The sequence below is a fragment of the Paracidovorax wautersii genome (genome assembly GCF_900113035.1).
Classification (GTDB): Bacteria; Pseudomonadota; Gammaproteobacteria; order Burkholderiales; family Burkholderiaceae_C; genus Paracidovorax; species Paracidovorax wautersii.
The window spans coordinates 19,333-36,632 of record NZ_FONX01000013.1; the positions used below are offsets into that span (position 1 = coordinate 19,333).

The 17,300-nt window shown below is 68.7% G+C and carries 12 protein-coding genes; 11 read left to right on the top strand and 1 reads right to left on the bottom strand.

The window, feature by feature from the left end:
• Positions 1–6: 6 nt before the first annotated feature.
• The 4 genes from BM070_RS17245 to mdoH all read left to right on the top strand — a co-directional run bounded on the left by BM070_RS17245 (position 7) and on the right by mdoH (position 5,942).
• Positions 7–1,455, top strand: coding sequence for a sensor histidine kinase (locus BM070_RS17245; protein ID WP_092940585.1), 1,449 nt, complete (start codon positions 7–9; stop codon positions 1,453–1,455).
• Complete coding sequence (locus BM070_RS17250) at positions 1,445–2,170, top strand: hypothetical protein (RefSeq protein ID WP_245785276.1); 726 nt, start codon at positions 1,445–1,447, stop codon at positions 2,168–2,170. The genes BM070_RS17245 and BM070_RS17250 overlap by 11 nt, the downstream gene beginning before the upstream one ends.
• A gap of 21 nt (positions 2,171–2,191) precedes the next feature.
• Positions 2,192–3,601 carry a sigma 54-interacting transcriptional regulator gene (locus tag BM070_RS17255; protein ID WP_092940586.1) on the top strand — a complete coding sequence of 470 codons (1,410 nt, stop codon included), beginning with the start codon at positions 2,192–2,194 and terminating at the stop codon, positions 3,599–3,601.
• A 292-nt stretch (positions 3,602–3,893) separates the two neighbouring features.
• Positions 3,894–5,942, top strand: a complete 2,049-nt coding sequence (gene mdoH / locus BM070_RS17260; protein WP_092940587.1) for a glucans biosynthesis glucosyltransferase MdoH — start codon at positions 3,894–3,896, stop codon at positions 5,940–5,942.
• A gap of 110 nt (positions 5,943–6,052) precedes the next feature.
• On the opposite strand, the gene ffh is transcribed toward mdoH, so the two are convergent.
• Complete coding sequence (ffh, locus tag BM070_RS17265) at positions 6,053–7,432, bottom strand: signal recognition particle protein (RefSeq protein WP_092940588.1); 1,380 nt, start codon at positions 7,430–7,432, stop codon at positions 6,053–6,055.
• A gap of 88 nt (positions 7,433–7,520) precedes the next feature.
• On the opposite strand from ffh, the gene BM070_RS17270 reads away from it, so the two are divergent.
• From BM070_RS17270 to BM070_RS17300, 7 genes are all read left to right on the top strand, one after another.
• Positions 7,521–8,318, top strand: a complete 798-nt coding sequence (locus BM070_RS17270; RefSeq protein ID WP_092940589.1) for a cytochrome C assembly family protein — start codon at positions 7,521–7,523, stop codon at positions 8,316–8,318.
• Positions 8,315–8,548, top strand: coding sequence for a PP0621 family protein (locus tag BM070_RS17275; protein ID WP_092940590.1), 234 nt, complete (start codon positions 8,315–8,317; stop codon positions 8,546–8,548). Before BM070_RS17270 ends, BM070_RS17275 begins: the two co-directional genes overlap by 4 nt.
• Before the next feature lie 21 nt (positions 8,549–8,569).
• Entirely contained in the window at positions 8,570–10,291 is a 1,722-nt protein-coding gene (locus BM070_RS17280) for a two-component system sensor histidine kinase NtrB (RefSeq protein ID WP_092940591.1), read from the top strand.
• Between the two features lie 14 nt (positions 10,292–10,305).
• Positions 10,306–11,796 carry a sigma-54-dependent transcriptional regulator gene (locus tag BM070_RS17285; RefSeq protein WP_092940592.1) on the top strand — a complete coding sequence of 497 codons (1,491 nt, stop codon included), beginning with the start codon at positions 10,306–10,308 and terminating at the stop codon, positions 11,794–11,796.
• A complete protein-coding gene (gene ampD / locus BM070_RS17290; protein WP_092940593.1) occupies positions 11,786–12,397 on the top strand; it encodes a 1,6-anhydro-N-acetylmuramyl-L-alanine amidase AmpD in 612 nt (203 codons plus the stop codon). Before BM070_RS17285 ends, ampD begins: the two co-directional genes overlap by 11 nt.
• Before the next feature lie 311 nt (positions 12,398–12,708).
• Complete coding sequence (locus tag BM070_RS17295; RefSeq protein ID WP_092940594.1) at positions 12,709–15,645, top strand: ribonucleoside-diphosphate reductase subunit alpha; 2,937 nt, start codon at positions 12,709–12,711, stop codon at positions 15,643–15,645.
• A 136-nt stretch (positions 15,646–15,781) separates the two neighbouring features.
• Positions 15,782–16,957 carry a ribonucleotide-diphosphate reductase subunit beta gene (locus BM070_RS17300; protein ID WP_092940595.1) on the top strand — a complete coding sequence of 392 codons (1,176 nt, stop codon included), beginning with the start codon at positions 15,782–15,784 and terminating at the stop codon, positions 16,955–16,957.
• Positions 16,958–17,300 lie beyond the last annotated feature (343 nt).

Consider the following 17,300-nt stretch of genomic DNA (forward strand, 5'->3'; position numbering starts at 1 on the left):
ACCGCGATGAGCGTGTCCGCACGGCATAGCAAGGTCGCCTCGCTGAGCGGCCTGTCGTTCCAGCAGCTGCTGCTGCTGGCCTTTCTGCTGATCGGCGGCCTGCTGGGCGCCAGCTCGCTGCGCGCCATCTTCACGCTGGAGCAGCTGATGGTGCAAAGCCGCCAGGGCGCCTCCGAGGCGATCCAGCTCAGCGCCGCGGCGCAGGCGCTCAATGCCCGCAGCCAGACGCTGGAGCGTTCGGCGCGGCAGTCCCTGGTGCTGGCCGACGCGCAGCTGCGCCGCCGCTTCGAGGAAGGCGCCCGCGATGCCCGCGACATCCTGCAGCGCCTGGAACTCAACGGCCTGCCGCCGGAGCTGGCCGCCAAATGGCTGGCCCATCTGAACGAGGTGTCCCGGCTGCTCGACGCGCCCGCGGCGCAGTCGCTGGAGAACGAGCGCGCCGCCGCGGCCACCTTCCTGGAAGTCGATGCGCTCAACGCCATCATTTCGCAGCAGGTACAGGACATCAACACCCACCGCAGCGACGCGCTGCAGGAAAAGATCGAAGCCAGCCGGCGCGAGGTGACGCACCAGGTGGTCGGCGTCATCGTGCTGGCACTGGTGCTGGCGCTGGCGCTGGGCATCTGGCTGGCGCGGCCCTTCAAGCGGCTCGAAAGCGCCATCCGCCTGCTGGGCGAGAACGAACTGGCGCGGCCGGTGGAGATCGCCGGCCCGGCGGACATCCGCCGCGTGGGCCAGCAGCTGGAATGGCTGCGCGTGCGCCTGCTGGAACTGGACGCCGACAAGGCGCGCTTCCTGCGCCACGTATCGCACGAACTCAAGACGCCGCTGGCCTCCATGCGCGAGGGCGTGGCCCTGCTGCAGGACGGCATCACGGGCGAACTCACCCCCGGCCAGAGCGAGGTCGTCTCCATCCTGCACCAGAACACCATGGTGCTGCAGGGCGAGATCGAGGCGCTGCTGCGCTTCAACGCCGCGGCCTTCGAGGCCCGGCAGCTGCGCCGCACGCCCACCGACCTGCTGGCGCTGCTGGAAGCGCAGGTGGAGGCGCAGCGGCTGCAGTGGCAGGCGCGCAAGCTCGACGTGGCCGTGGAAGGCCGACCGGTGACCCTGCCGCTGGATGCCGACAAGATCGCGTCGGCCGTGGGCAACCTGCTCTCCAACGCCATCCGCTTCTCGCCCCAGGGCGGCGCCATCCGCATCGTTTTGTCACATCTGCCGGGCGCCATCCGGGTGGACTTCGTCGATCAAGGCCCGGGCGTGGACGAGAATGACCGTTCGCGCATCTTCGAGCCCTTCTACCGTGGCGTCCGCCAGCCGCAGGATGCCGCCCGCGGCACCGGCATCGGCCTGTCCATCGTCCACGAATACATCACCGCCCATGGCGGTCGGGTGGAACTGGTGGTTGACGGCCCCCGCACTCCCTTCCGCATCGAATTGCCCCATGCCTCCTAGCCTTGCCATCGCCCGCACCCGCGGCAACGCCCCGGCCCGACCGGCCCATCCGCCGCTGGGGCTCGCCCTGGCCGGCCTGCTGACGGCAGCCGCGCTGCTGCTGGCCGGCTGCGCCGCGCCTGCTCAGCCGCCTTCGGCCGAAAAAGCCCCCGAAGCGCCCGCACCGGCAGCCGCGCCCAGCGCCCCGGCCGCCCCGCCGCAGGCTGCGCCTGAGACGCTGCCTGGAGACGCCGCCAGCGCACAGCCGGCCGCCACGCCCGCAGAGCCGCGCCGCGCAGGCCCCGTCACGCAGCTGCTCGCCTATTCCGACCGGGTGGTCTCGCTCAGCCCGAGCGAGCTGTCCGCCGAGATCGCCCACCTGACGCCGCTGCAGGACGAGTCCGTGCAGCGCCAGCTCGAACTGGCCCTGGCGCTCGGCCAGACCCGCCAGCCGGTGGACACGGCACGCGCCCTGGGGCTGGCGCAGCGCGCGCTGGCCCAGCCCGGCAACTCCTCCACGCTGCAGTCGTTCGCCCGCATGCTGGAAACCCGCTTCCTGCACATGCGCCGGCTCGAAGACCAGCTCGACCGGCAGACGCAGCAGCTGCGCGACGCCCAGCGCCGCAACGATCAGCTCAACGAGCGGCTGGAAGCCATGCGCGCCATCGAGCGCAGCCTGAATGCGCGGCCGGGCGGCCCGGCCGGCTCCGGCAGCAGGACGCATCCCGCGCCCTGACCGACGACGAAAGACATCGCCATGGCCGTCAACAAAGCCGCCGCCCCGGTCAAGCCCCGCATCCTGGTGGTGGATGACGACGCCGACATGCTGCGCCTGCTGTCGCTGCGCCTGCAGGCCGCGGGCTTCGAGGTGTCCGCCGTCGGCTCGGCCGAAGCCGCCCTCGCGCAGCTCGAAGTCCAGCGCCCGCAGCTGGTGCTGAGCGACGTGCAGCTGCCCGGACGCGACGGGCTAGCCCTGTTCGACGAGGTGCGCGCGCGCCACCCGTCGCTGCCCGTGATCCTGCTCACCGCCCACGGCACCATTCCCGATGCGGTGGAGGCCACGGCACGCGGCGTCTTCACCTATCTCACCAAGCCCTACGACGGCAAGGAACTGATCGAGAAGATCCACCAGGCGCTGGCGCTGAGCGCCCCGGCCACCACGCACAGCCACGCCAACGAAACCTGGCGCGCCGAGATCGTCAGCCGCTCCAACCGCATGGCCGAGGTGCTGGCCGAGGCGCACATGGTCGCGCAGTCGGACGCCAGCGTGCTGCTGCTGGGCGACAGCGGCTCGGGCAAGGAGATGCTGGCCCGCGCCATCCACCGGGCCAGCCCCCGCGCGGCACGGCCCTTCGTGGCGGTGAACTGCGGCGCCATTCCCGAGGCGCTGCTCGAATCCGAACTCTTCGGCCACATGAAGGGCGCCTTCACCGATGCGGTGAGCAACCACAAGGGGCTCTTCCAGGCAGCCGACGGCGGCACGCTGCTGCTCGACGAAATCGGCGACATGCCGCCCGCGCTGCAGGTCAAGCTGCTGCGCGTGCTGCAGGAGCGCGCGGTGCGCCCGGTGGGCTCCAGCCAGTCGCTGCCGGTGAACGTGCGCATCATCTCCGCCACCCACCGCGACCTGGAGGCGGCCATGGCCGCCAGCCAGTTCCGCGAAGACCTCTACTACCGGCTGAACGTGGTGACCCTGTCGCTGCCCACGCTGGGCGAGCGGCGCGAAGACATCCCCCTGCTGGCCAACCACTTCCTCGACCTGCTGGCGCGCAAGTACGGCAAGCGGCTGTCGGGCTTTTCGCCCGAGGCGCTCAAGGCCCTCACCTCGGCCTCCTGGCCCGGCAACGTGCGCCAGCTCTACAACGTGGTGGAACAGGTCTGCGCGCTGTCCACCACGCCGCTGGTGCCGCTGGGCCTGGTGCAGCGGGCGCTGCGCACGCCGGCCGTGCAGGTGCTCAGCCTCAGCGAGGCGCGGCAGCGCTTCGAGCGCGAGTATCTGGTGGACCTGCTGAAGATGACGGACGGCAACGTGGCGGATGCCGCCCGGCTGGCCCAGCGCAACCGCACGGAGTTCTACCGGCTGCTGCAAAAGCACGCGCTGACCCCGGGACAGTTCAAGGCCGAAGAGGGCGCGGCCGATGATGTCGCCAATGAGCGACACGAATAAACCGTTGATTTAAAAAGGAAAACCCGCAGCAGCGGGTAATCCGGTCGCTGTTTTGCGACAGAAACAGGGTTTTCCAGGGTGTTTCGGCAGGGCGCACATACGCTTACAGCCCGAAAACCTTCCAAGTCGTTGATCCATAAGCGCTTTTCAGGCCTGGCACGGGGTTTGCCCTATGTCTGGCATGAACCCAGCGCACACCTCCCCTTCGCATGCACAACAACGCTCCTCGCGGGTGGCGAGTGGCGGCGTTGGCGCGTCCATCAACGAACAACCCCAAAGCCTCGAGCACCCCATGGAAACACACACCTCTTCCAGGACTGGAATGCTGGACGTCGCTCCGCATGCTCCGGCCCACGTCGCCCCCGTGGGCGCCTCCTACGCGGCGCCCGTCGAATCGCAGCGCAGCACGCTGCGGGAAGAACGCCACCCCAATTCGCTGACCGCCCCTCCGGTGCACCGCGGCTCCATGCCCGCCCGCCCGTGGCGCGGTTTCTGGAACAGCATCGGCACCGCCGCGCTGATGCGCCTGACCGGCCGCACCCAGTCCCGCCGCGCTGACGAACCCCAGCAGCCCTGGCAGGCCGCAGCCAGCCAGCGCCGTGCGGTGTTCCTGGTGCTGGCCCTCATCAGCAGCGCCCTGGCCACCGCCCTGTTCGCCGGCGTGCAGCCCGAATACGAAAGCGCCTGGCTCGAATACGGCCAGCTCGCCCTGTTCGCCCTGCTGTCCGCCTGGGTGGTCACGGGCTTCCTGACCGGCCTGATGGGCTTCTGGGTCATGCTCAAGGGCGACCGCCATTCGCTGTCGGCACGCAGCGTGGACAGCCACACGCTGGCCGAAGACGCGCGCACCGCGATCATCATGCCGATCTGCAACGAAGACGTCGCCACCGTCTTCGCCGGCCTGCGCGCCACCTGCGAATCGGTGGCCGCCACGGGCCATGGCAAGACCTTCGACGTGTTCGTGCTGTCCGACAGCTACGACCCGGCCATCGCCGCCGCCGAGCGCGCCGCCTGGGAAGAGCTGCGCGCGGCACTCGCCACCAGCCCCAAGCAGCCGCAGGTCGAGGTCTATTACCGCCTGCGCACCCGCCGCACGCACCGCAAGGCCGGCAACGTGGCCGACTTCTGCCGCCGCTGGGGCAAGGACTACAAGTACATGGTCGTGCTCGATGCCGACAGCGTGATGAGCGGCGATTGCATCGTCTCCATGGCCAAGCTGATGGAAGCCAACCCGCAGGCCGGCATCATCCAGACCGCCACGCAGGCCATCGGCCACGTCACCCTGCACGCCCGCGCCCAGCAGTTCGCCTCGCGCGTGGCAGGCCGGCTGTTCACGCTGGGCATGCAGTACTGGCAGCTGGGCGAATCGCACTACTGGGGCCATAACGCCATCATCCGCGTCGAGCCCTTCATGAAGCATTGCGCCCTGGCCCCCATCAAGGGCACGGGCGGCCTGGCCGGCGGCATCATGTCGCACGACTTCGTCGAAGCCGCGCTGATGCGCCGCGCCGGCTACCACGTCTGGCTGGTGGCCGACCTGGTCGGCAGCTACGAGCAACAGCCGCCCGACCTGCTGGCCGAGCTGCAACGCGACCGCCGCTGGTGCCAGGGCAACCTGCAGAACGCACGCCTGATGGCCGAGCCCGGCATCCACACCGTCCACCGCACGATGTTCGTGACCGGCGCGATGGCCTACCTGTCCGCCCCGCTGTGGCTGGCCTTCATCACCCTGGGCACGGCGCTGTGGCTGTCCGGCGCACGCATGGTCGCCGACTGGAACATCCTGCCCGGCGAGCTGATGGGCCTGTGGGCCTGGACGCTGTGCATGCTGTTCCTGCCCCGCGTGCTGGGCGTGACCGCGATCCTGATGCGCCGCGAGCAGCAGCAATACGGCGGCACGCTGAGCCTCTTCAAGAGCGCCGCGCTGGAAAGCACGCTGGCCATCCTGCAGGCCCCCATCCGCATGCTGGCCCACTCGCTGTTCGTGATCGTGGCGCTGACGGGCCTGAAGCTGGACTGGAAGTCGCCTCCCCGCGAAGCCGCTGCCGTGCCCTGGACCGAAGCCGCCCGCAAGCTGGCGCCCATGAGCCTGGTGGTCGCCGCCCTCGCCGCCGCCGTGGCCTGGGTCGATGGCAGCGCGCTGATCTGGCTGCTGCCCGTGGGCCTGCCGCTGGCACTGTCGATCCCGCTCACGGTGCTGACCAGCCACATCCGCATGGGCGAAGCGGCCCGCGCCCAGCGCCTGCTGCTGATCCCCGAGGAATCGTGGTCGCCCCCGGTGCTGCGCCGCGCCTGGCTGCATGCCACGCGGCTGGCCCGTCCGGTCCTCAAGGCCGCCTGAGCGCCTGAGCCCCGGGAAGCACCCGCCAACGAAAACGCCCCGCATCGCGGGGCGTTTTTTCATGGGCGGCGCGCAACCGATGCGGGCCGCCCTGCGCGGGTGGATGGCCCTCAGAAGCGCGGCATGCCGCCCATGCCGGGCAGGCCGCCCTTGAGCCCGCCCATCTTCTTCATCATCTTCATCAGGCCGCCGCCCTTCATCTTCTTCATCATGCCCTGCATCTGCTCGAACTCGTTGAGCAGGCGGTTCACTTCCTGCACGTGAACGCCGGCGCCCATGGCGATGCGCTTCTTGCGCGTGGCCTTGATGAGTTCGGGCTTGCGGCGCTCCAGCGGGGTCATGCTCTGGATGATGCCTTCCTTGCGGCGGATGTCCTTCTCGGCCTTGTCCATATCGACCTGGCCGGCCTTGGCCGTGAGCTGGGCGGGCAGCTTGTCCATGAGGCTGGAGAGGCCGCCCATCTGCTTCATCTGCTGCAGCTGCGAGAGGAAGTCGTTCAGGTCGAAGCCGTCGCCGCTCTTGACCTTGGCGGCCAGCTTCTGAGCGGCCTCCATATCGACACCGGCGCTGACCTGCTCGACCAGGGCCACGATGTCGCCCATGCCCAGGATGCGGCCCGCGTGGCGCTCGGCATCGAACACTTCGAGGCCGTCGATCTTCTCGGACACGCCCGCGAACTTGATGGGCGCGCCGGTCACCTGGCGCACCGACAGCGCCGCACCGCCGCGCGAATCGCCATCGAGCTTGGTCAGCACGATGCCCGTGAGCGGCAGCGCCTCCTTGAAGGCACGGGCGGTGTTGACCGCGTCCTGGCCCTGCATGGCATCGACCACGAACAGCGTTTCCACGGGCTTGAGCGCGGCGTGCAGGTCCTGGATCTCGCGCATCAGCACTTCGTCGATCGCCAGGCGGCCGGCCGTATCGACCAGCAGCACGTCGAAGAAGTGCTTCTTGGCATAGTCCAGCGCCGCATGGGCGATGTCGAGCGGCTTCTGGTCGGGCGTGCTGGGGAACCATTCGGCGCCGGCCTGGCGGGTCACGGTCTTGAGCTGCTCGATGGCGGCCGGGCGGTACACGTCGCCCGAGACCGTGAGCACCTTCTTCTTGCGCTTTTCGATCAGGTGCTTGGCGAGCTTGGCCGTGGTGGTGGTCTTGCCCGCGCCCTGCAGGCCCGCCATCAGGATCACGGCCGGCGGCTGGGCGGCCAGGTTGATGTCGGCTATGCCTTCGCCCATGGTGGCGGCCAGCTCGCGGTTGACGATGGACACCAGGGTCTGGCCCGGCTTGAGCGAGCCCAGCACCTCCTGGCCCAGCGCCTTTTCCTTGACGCGGGCGATGAAGTCGCGCACCACGGGCAGCGCCACGTCGGCTTCCAGCAGGGCCATGCGCACCTCGCGCAGCATGTCCTGGACATTGGATTCGGTGATGCGGGCCTGACCCCGCATCTCCTTGACGAGTCGCGTGAGTTTTTCGGTAAGAGCGGAGGCCATAGAAGTCTTTGGGAAATGTGCGCCCACCGGCTTGTGCGGTCGGCCGCCTTGCCAGCCGGAGGCGGGCGAAAGGCTAAACTGCGAACCCATGATTTTACCCAGCACGTCTCTCCCCGGTTGGCTGCTGGCTCTGGCTGCGGCAGCGGCCTATGCGGTTCCGGCCGCCGCAGGCAAGCGGCTCGGCGCCGACCGCGGACGCTGGACCCTCCTGCTGGCCTGGGCATTGCACGGCGCAGTGCTGGCCTGGGGCTTCGTGGGCCAGACGCCGCACTTCGGCTTCGGCCCCGCGCTGTCGATGACGGCCTGGCTGGTGCTCACCGCCTACGTGGTCGAGAGGCAGCTCTTTCCGCAGATGCAGGCCCGCTGGACCCTCGCCAGCCTGGGCGCTGCCACCGTCATCCTGGGCCAGGTGTTCCCCGGCCAGCCCCTGCATGTCACGGCATCGCCCTGGCTGCCCCTGCACCTGGCGCTGGGCATCGCGTCGTACGGCCTCTTCGCCGCCGCCGTCGTACATGCCTGGCTGATGACCCGGGCGGAGCGCCACATCCGGCTGGCGGCCGACCCGCACAGCGGCATCCCCCTGCTGGCGCTGGAGCGGCTCACCTTCCGCTTCGTCAAGGCCGGCTTCGTGGTGCTATCGGCCACGCTGGTCGCCGGCTGGCTGTTCGGCGAGGTCCTCTACGGCCGCGCCTGGATCTGGGACCACAAGACCGTCTTCTCGCTGCTGTCGTGGCTGACCTTCGCGGTGCTGCTGCTGGGCCGTGCCCGTTTCGGCTGGCGCGGGCGCAGCGCGGTGCGGGTGCTGTATGCGGGTGCCGCGCTGCTGCTGCTGGCCTATGCGGGCTCGCGCTTCGTGGTCGAGGTGATCCTGGGGCGTGCCGCATGAAATACCTGCTGCTGACCGTGATCCTGATGGTGGCCTGGGGCATCTGGCGCAACCACCAGCGCAGGACGGAAGCGCCGCCGGCACCGCACCGCCCACCGCCCGCCGCCCTGCCCATGGTGCAGATGGTGCCCTGCGCGCACTGCGGCATGCATGTGCCGCAGTCCGAAGCCGTGCAGCGCGACGGGCACAGCTACTGCTCTGCAGCCCACGCGCAACGCGGCCCGGCCTGACGGCCCCACGCGGTCCGCAACATGCTGACCTCCTTGCGCGCACGCCCGGCGGACGGCCCCTTCCTGCGACTCTGGCACGGCTTCCTCACCGGCCGCATCATGGTCGCGCTGGCCATCCTGTTCCTGCAGGGCCTGGGCATGGTGCTGAACCAGGGGAACGAGCCCGCGCCGCTGCTGCTCTGCCTGGCCTACCTCTGCGCGACGATCGCGCTGCGCATCTGGGCCCGGCAGGCCCCGCCCCCGGCGCACGCGGGGGCGCACTGGCTGCCCACCATCGGCGTGGACCTGGTCATGGTCGCGGCGCTGCAGGCCCTGCATGTGGGGCCGATGAACTTCGCGCCGCTCTTCGGCCTGCCGATTCTCATGGCCAGCATCCTGGGAACCCTCACCCTGGCGCTGGGCACGACGGCCTGCGCCACGCTGCTGTCGCTGGCCTGGGTGTGGTGGGTCGGCGACCGGGCGGGGGCCGACCTCACCCAGCGCTACCTGCAGGCCGCGCTCACCGGCACGGGCTATTTCATCGCGGCCTATCTGGTGCATCAGCTCGCCACCCGCCTCACCAGCGTGCAGCAGGCAGCCCAGCTGAGCCAGATGGAGGCCCGGGCCCAGGAGGCCGTCAGCGCCCGCATCATCCAGAACCTGGCCGACGGCGTGCTGGTGCTGGACCGGAGCGACGTGGTGCGGATGGCCAACCCCGCGGCCGCGCAGCTGCTCGGCCAGCAGGCCGAGGCAGCGGCGCCGTTCCTGCTGTCGGGCTCGGCCGACTGGGCTTCCCTCGCCCAGATGGCGCAGCGAACGTTCGAACAGGGGCAGCCCCAGTCCGCCGATCTGGACATCCTCCAGGCCGGCGCCCGCCCGGTGGGCCTGCGGGTGCGCACCTGGCTCACCTCCGGCCCGCAGGGTTCGGACACGCCGGGCAGCGGCGGCAACAGCAACGGCGGCGAGCCGCTGTGCGTGATGTTCCTGCACGACCTGCGGGAGATGCAGGCCCGCCTGCGCACGGAAAAGCTCGCCGCCATGGGCCGCATGTCGGCCGCCGTGGCGCACGAGATCCGCAACCCGCTGGCAGCGATCGTGCAGGCCAATGCGCTGCTGGAGGAAGAGCTGACCGACCCGGCCCAGCAACGGCTGGCGCGCATGGTGCAGCAGAACGCCGACCGGCTCGCGCGCATCGCCGAAGAGGTGCTGGACATCGCGCGCGTGCAGCACCAGATCAGCCACGCCCCCACGGCCCTGCTGGTGCTGGACGACGCCGTGGCGCAGATCGCGGCCGACTGGCAGTCCCAGGCGCCCGGCCGCCGCACGGCGCCGGTCCGCCTGGATACCCGGGGCGCGCAGGTCGAATTCGATGCCGAGCATCTGCGCCGGGTGCTGGTCAACCTGCTGGACAACGCCGTCCGCTACATGGGCACGCAGCCCGATTCGCTGCAGCTCAGCACCCATGCCACCGAGCAGGGCCCGGCCAGCCTGCAGGTCTGGAGCGACGGCGCCCCGCTGGACAAATCGGTGGAGCGGCACCTGTTCGAGCCCTTCTTCTCGTCCGAGAGCCGCTCCAGCGGCCTGGGCCTCTACATCTGCCGCGAGCTGTGCCAGCGCCATGGCGCCTCCATCGGCTACCAGCGCGTGGCACGCGAAGTGCAAGGGCGCGGCATGGTGGGCGGCAACGCCTTCGTGGTCACCTTCCGACAGGCGATGCGGCCGGCTACCGGCGCGTCCACCCTGTTTGACACAATCATGGTCTGACGCACCTCCGCCCCATGACCGCTGCTGCCTCCATCCTCGTCATCGACGACGAGCCCGACCTGCGAACGCTCTACGAACTGACCCTGCTGCGCGAGGGCTACCGGGTAGAGACCGCCTCCAGCGTGGCCGAGGCGCGCGCCCAGCTCGACGCCCGGCGCTTCGACGCCGTCATCACCGACATGCGGCTGCCCGACGGCTTCGGCCTGGAGCTGCTGCAGGACCTGCGCAGCCAGAACCGCCGCGAACGCTGCGTGGTCATGACGGCCTACGGATCGGCCGAGAACGCCGTCGAGGCCCTGCGCTGCGGCGCCTTCGACTACCTGACCAAGCCGGTGGACCTGCGCCAGTTCCGCTCGGTGGTGGCCTCCGCGGTGCAGGACGCCGCACCGGCCGCACCACGCTTCGGCAGCCGCAGCGGCCCGGTGCCCCGCACCACGGGCACCGCCCAGAGCGATGGCCCCACCCAGGCTGTGGCGCTGCAGCGGCTGGTCGGCGAATCCGCCGCCATGCGCAGCGTCAAGCAGCGCATCGCCAAGGTCGCCCGCAGCATGGCGCCCGTGCTGATCCGGGGCGAATCCGGCACCGGCAAGGAACTGGTCGCGCGCGCCCTGCATGCCAGCAGCCAGCGCAGCAGCGGCCCGTGGGTGGCGGTGAACTGCAGCGCCATTCCGGAAAACCTGCTCGAAGCCGAATTCTTCGGCGCCCGCAAGGGCTCCTACACCGGCGCCACGCAGGACCGCGACGGCTACTTCCAGGCAGCACGCGGGGGCACCCTATTCCTGGACGAAATCGGCGACCTGCCGCTGGCGATGCAGTCCAAGCTGCTGCGCGCCATCCAGGAACGATCGGTGCGCCCCCTGGGCTCCACGCAGGAGGAAACGGTGGACGTGCGCATCCTCAGCGCCACCCACCGCGATCTGGCGGCCGACGTGCAGGCCGGGCAGTTCCGGCAGGATCTCTACTACCGCCTGAACGTGATCGAGTTCCTGATCCCGCCGCTGCGCGAACGCCGCGAAGACCTGCCCGCACTGTGCGCGGCCCTGCTCGAACGCATCGCCCAGGAATCCGGCACGCCCGTGCCCCGGCTGACCAGTACCGCGCTGGAACGCATCGCCCGCTACCCCTTGAGCGGCAACGTGCGCGAACTGGAAAACCTGCTGCATCGCGCCGTGGCCCTGAGCGAGGGCGACGAGTTGCAGGTGGAGAACCCCGCATCGCCGGGCACCACGGACACGCCCATGCCCGCCGGCGTGTCGCCAGATACCGACAACGCCCACGCCGACGGGGCAGGCACCTCCGCCGCGCCCCCCCTGCCCGCCGACCTGCAGGGCTGGCTGGATCAGCAGGAGCGGGACATCCTGGTACGCGCCCTGCGCGAGACGGGCTTCAACCGCACGGCGACCGCAGCCAAGCTGGGCATCAGCCTGCGCCAGATCCGCTACCGCATCGAGCGGCTGGACATCGCCATGCCCTCGGCCGGAGAAAGCGCTGACGATGCCGCCTGAGACCCGCCCCTCCACCGCCGCAGGGCAGCCCCACGATTCGCCCTTGTGGAACGGCGGCTGGTACCAGCCCGCCCTGCGCGAGCCCTCGCCCAACTTCGGCCCCCGGCCCGCAGGCGCCGTGCTGGACCTGATCGTCGTGCACTCCATCAGCCTGCCGCCCGGCGAATACGGTGGCCGGGCCATCCACCAGCTGTTCACCAACACCCTGGACTGGGACGCCCACCCCTACTACCAGGGCATCCGGGGCCTGGAGGTGTCGGCACATTTCCTGATCCAGCGCAACGGCACGCTCTGGCAGTTCGTGGACTGCACGCAACGCGCCTGGCATGCCGGCCCCTCGGCCTACCGCGGCCGCAGCAACTGCAACGACGACTCCATCGGCATCGAGCTGGAGGGACTGGAAGGCCTGGAGTTCGAACCCGCGCAATACGACCGCCTGGCGCAGCTGTGCCGCGACCTGGCCGAGCGCTTCCCCATCGCCCATGTCGCGGGGCACGAACACATCGCCCCCGGGCGCAAGCGGGACCCGGGCCCCGGGTTCGACTGGCGGCATCTGGCCCGCCAACTGGGCTGGCCAGAGGACAAGCTCCCGCCCGTCTGAGCCGGCCCGAGCCCTGCCGCTCACGGCGGACGCGACAAAAAAACCTTATTCGCCCGGAAGGCGCCGAAGTGCTGCGAGAATAGCGCCCCCGCGGACGGTTCGCCCCGTCTTTCCGGCCTCGGCACAGGCATGTTTCCTGATTCCGGCGAACGGCACGTTACAGGCACGAGACACCATAGGTAGTGTCTTGCGCCCTCCCCAGACCCCAGATATAGTGTGGCACGGCACTCGCTGCCCCTGCCTTTTTCTTGTGCGATGCGGCAATCCACGCCCGCGTCGCCCCTTCCCCGTACAGCTCCTGAGAGGACCCGATGCAAGCTGCGCTCAATACCCCATCCCTTGACGTCAACCGGACGCAAGCCCCGTCCGAAGCCGACGCCTCCAGCGGCATGCCGAGCCTGAACACGCTGTCCCACTACCAGACCATCCGCCGCAACGGCGCCGTCGTTCCGTTCGAGCCGCAGAAGATCGCCGTGGCCCTGATGAAGGCCTTCCTGGCCGTGCACGGCACGCAGGGCGCTGCTTCGGCCAGCGTGCGCGAGACGGTGGACGCCCTGACCCAGGCGGTGGTGCGCGGCCTGATCCGCTCGCGTCCCCAGGGCGGCACCTTCCACATCGAAGACGTGCAAGACCAGGTCGAACTCGGCCTGATGCGCGGCGGCCACCACGAAGTCGCCCGCGCCTACGTGCTCTACCGTGAACGCCGCGCGCAAGAGCGCGTCCACCAGCAAGAGAAGCTGGCTCCCGCCATGCCGGCTCTGCGCGTGATCGACAACGGCCAGCGCGTGGACCTGGACATCCTGCGCCTGCACCAGCTGATCGAATCGGCCTGCTCGGGCCTGGGCGCCGACATCCACGCCGCGCCCATCGTGTCGGAAACCATGCGCAACCTGTACGACGGCGTGCCCATGGACGAGGTCTACAAGGCTTCCATCCTCGCGGCCCGCACGCTGATCGAGAAGGACCCCGACTACACCTACGCCACCGCCCGCCTGCTGCTGCACACCATCGTGCGCGAAGTGCTGGGCCGCGACGTGGTGCCTGCCGAAATGAGCGCGGCCTATGCCTCCTACTTCCCCGAATTCATCCAGAAGGGCGTGGACAACGAACTGCTGGACCCGCGCCTGCTCGAGTTCGACCTGGACCGCCTGGGCAAGGCGCTGAACGCGCAGCGCGACCAGCAGTTCGACTACCTCGGCCTGCAGACCCTGTACGACCGCTACTTCCTGCACGTGCGCAAGACGCGCATCGAACTGCCGCAGGCCTTCTTCATGCGCGTGGCCATGGGCCTGTCGCTCAACGAAGCCGACCGCGAAGCCCGCGCCATCGAGTTCTATGAAGTGCTGTCCTCGTTCGACTTCATGTCGAGCACGCCCACGCTCTTCAACAGCGGCACGCTGCGTTCGCAGCTCTCGTCCTGCTACCTGACCACGGTGCCCGACGACCTCGACGGCATCTACGAATCCATCAAGGAAAACGCCCTGCTCTCCAAGTTCGCGGGCGGCCTGGGCAACGACTGGACCCGCGTGCGCGCCCTGGGCTCGCACATCAAGGGCACGAACGGCGAATCGCAGGGCGTGGTGCCCTTCCTCAAGGTCGTGAACGACACGGCCGTGGCCGTGAACCAGGGCGGCAAGCGCAAGGGCGCGGTCTGCACCTACCTGGAAACCTGGCATCTGGACATCGAAGAGTTTCTGGAGCTGCGCAAGAACACCGGCGACGACCGCCGCCGCACGCACGACATGAACACGGCCAACTGGATCCCCGACCTGTTCATGCGCCGCGTGATGGAAAAGGGCACCTGGACGCTGTTCTCGCCCTCCTCCGTGCCCGACCTGCACGACCTGTTCGGCTCCGCCTTCGAGAAGGCCTACGTCGCCTACGAAGAGAAGGCCGCGCGCGGCGAGATCAAGCCCTCGCGCACCATCCAGGCGACCGACCTGTGGCGCAAGATCCTCACGATGCTGTTCGAGACCGGCCATCCCTGGATCACGTTCAAGGACGCCTGCAACGTGCGCTCGCCCCAGCAGCACGCCGGCGTGGTGCACTCGTCCAACCTCTGCACCGAGATCACGCTCAACACCAGCGACACCGAAACCGCGGTCTGCAACCTCGGCTCGGTCAACCTGATGCGCCATCTGAAGGACGGCGCGAACGGCAAGGAACTCGACCACGCCAAGCTGCGCAAGACCATCTCCACGGCCATGCGCATGCTCGACAACGTGATCGACATCAACTACTACGCCGTCGAGAAGGCCCGCACGTCCAACATGCGCCACCGCCCGGTGGGCCTGGGCCTGATGGCCTTCCAGGACAGCCTGTATGAACTGCGCGTGCCCTACGCCTCCGAAGCCGCGGTCGAATTCGCCGACCGCTCGATGGAAGCCATCTGCTACTACGCCTACTGGGCATCGACCGAACTGGCCAAGGAACGCGGCCGCTACGAAAGCTACACCGGCTCGCTGTGGGACCGCGGCATCCTGCCGATCGACAGCCTGAACCTGCTGGAAGAAGCGCGCGGCGGCTACGTGGAAGTGGACCGCTCGTCCACGCTCGACTGGGATGCCCTGCGCAAGAAGATCGCCCAGGACGGCATGCGCAACTCCAACTGCGTGGCCATCGCGCCCACCGCCACGATCTCCAACATCGTCGGCGTCGATGCCTCCATCGAGCCCTCGTTCGGCAACCTGTCCGTCAAGTCCAACCTGTCGGGCGAGTTCACCGTCATCAACGGCTACCTGGTGCGCGACCTCAAGCGCCTGGGCCTGTGGGACGACGTGATGGTCATGGACCTCAAGCACTTCAAGGGCTCGCTGCACTCCATCGACCGCGTGCCGCAGGAAGTGAAGGCGCTCTACTCCACCGCCTTCGAAGTGGCGCCCACCTGGCTGGTGGAAGCCGCATCGCGCCGCCAGAAGTGGATCGACCAGGCGCAGAGCCTGAACATCTACATGGCCGGCGCCTCGGGCAAGAAGCTCGACGAGACCTACAAGCTCGCCTGGGTGCGCGGCCTCAAGACCACGTACTACCTGCGCACGCAGAGCGCGACGCACGTCGAGATGAGCACGGTGAACACGCGCCAGCTGAACTCCGTGGCCTCCGGCAGCGAAGGCTCGGCACCGGCTGCAGCAGCCCCGAGCGCGCTCGAAGCCGCAGCCGCCGCAGCGCAGGCCCAGGCCGCCGCACTGCCGGCCACCGACGTCAAGTTCTGCGCCATCGACGACCCTACCTGCGAAGCCTGCCAGTGATCGCCGCCACGCGTTGCGGCGCCGGAAAAACCGGTGCTGCAACGCGTGTGTCGTAGAGCAACAAATCACGGCAGCACCCCGTGCAGCGCTTTTCATTTTGCAGCGCTGCTTCCATAATCAGAGCACTGGAAAATCTATGCTGTCCTGGGACGAAGAAGTCAAGCCCTCATCGCAAAAACCAACGGACGGTGGCCTGCCCGGCTACCGCCCCGCAGCGCCTTCGCCGGCAGCCTTCCAGGGTGCTGCCGCAACGCAGCCGAGCCTGTCGGCCGAAGCCTCCGCAGCCGCCGAGCACCGCCGCGTCAAGGCATCGGACAAGCGCATCATCAACGGCCAGACCGACGTGAACCAGCTGGTTCCGTTCAAGTACAAGTGGGCCTGGGAAAAGTACCTGGCCACCTGCGCCAACCACTGGATGCCGCAAGAGGTCAACATGACCCGCGACATCGCGCTCTGGAAAGACCCGAACGGCCTGACCGAGGACGAGCGCCGCATCGTCAAGCGCAACCTCGGCTTCTTCGTGACGGCCGACTCGCTGGCCGCCAACAACATCGTGTTGGGCACGTACCGCCACATCACCGCGCCCGAATGCCGCCAGTTCCTGCTGCGCCAGGCCTTCGAGGAAGCGATCCACACGCACGCCTACCAGTACATCGTCGAATCGCTGGGCCTGGACGAGAGCGAGATCTTCAACGCCTACAACGAGGTCGAGTCCATCCGCCAGAAGGACCAGTTCCTGATCCCCTTCATCGAAGCGATCATGGACCCCGAGTTCAAGACCGGCACGCCCGAGACCGACCAGACCCTGCTGAAGTCGCTGATCGTCTTCGCCTGCCTGATGGAAGGCCTGTTCTTCTACGTCGGCTTCACGCAGATCCTCGCGCTGGGCCGCCAGAACAAGATGACCGGCGCCGCCGAGCAGTACCAGTACATCCTGCGCGACGAATCGATGCACTGCAATTTCGGCATCGACCTGATCAACCAGCTGAAGCTGGAGAACCCGCACCTCTGGACGACGGAGTTCAAGGACGAGATCAAGGCCCTGTTCATGAAGGCCGTCGAACTGGAATACCAGTACGCCGAAGACACCATGCCCCGCGGCGTGCTGGGCATGAACGCATCGATGTTCAAGGGCTACCTGCGCTACATCGCCAACCGCCGTGCCACGCAGATCGGCCTGGAAGCGCTGTTCCCGAACGAAGAGAACCCATTCCCCTGGATGAGCGAGATGATCGACCTGAAGAAGGAACGCAACTTCTTCGAGACGCGCGTCATCGAGTACCAGTCCGGCGGCGCGCTGTCCTGGGACTGATCACCATTCCGGTATTCCAGGCCATGCAACTTCTTCCACGCCCCGTGTCAGCGCTCCCCGCAGGAGCGCGGCGCCTGGGGCGTTCCCGCGTTCGTGCGCATGGGACACAGGCCCGTGCGCATGGATCGCCGAGTGCCCAATGCAGGCATGAGGTGCTCTTCGTCAATTGACCCAAGGAGAAAATGATGGCAACTGCGAAAAAACCGGCCACCCAGAAGGCCGCTACCACCAAGGCGTCCACCACCAAGAAGGTGACGGCCGAGAAGAAGACCACGGCCGCCACGGCAACCACCGCCAAGAAGGCCGCTGCTGCTCCCAAGGCCGCAGCCACCACCAAGAAGGC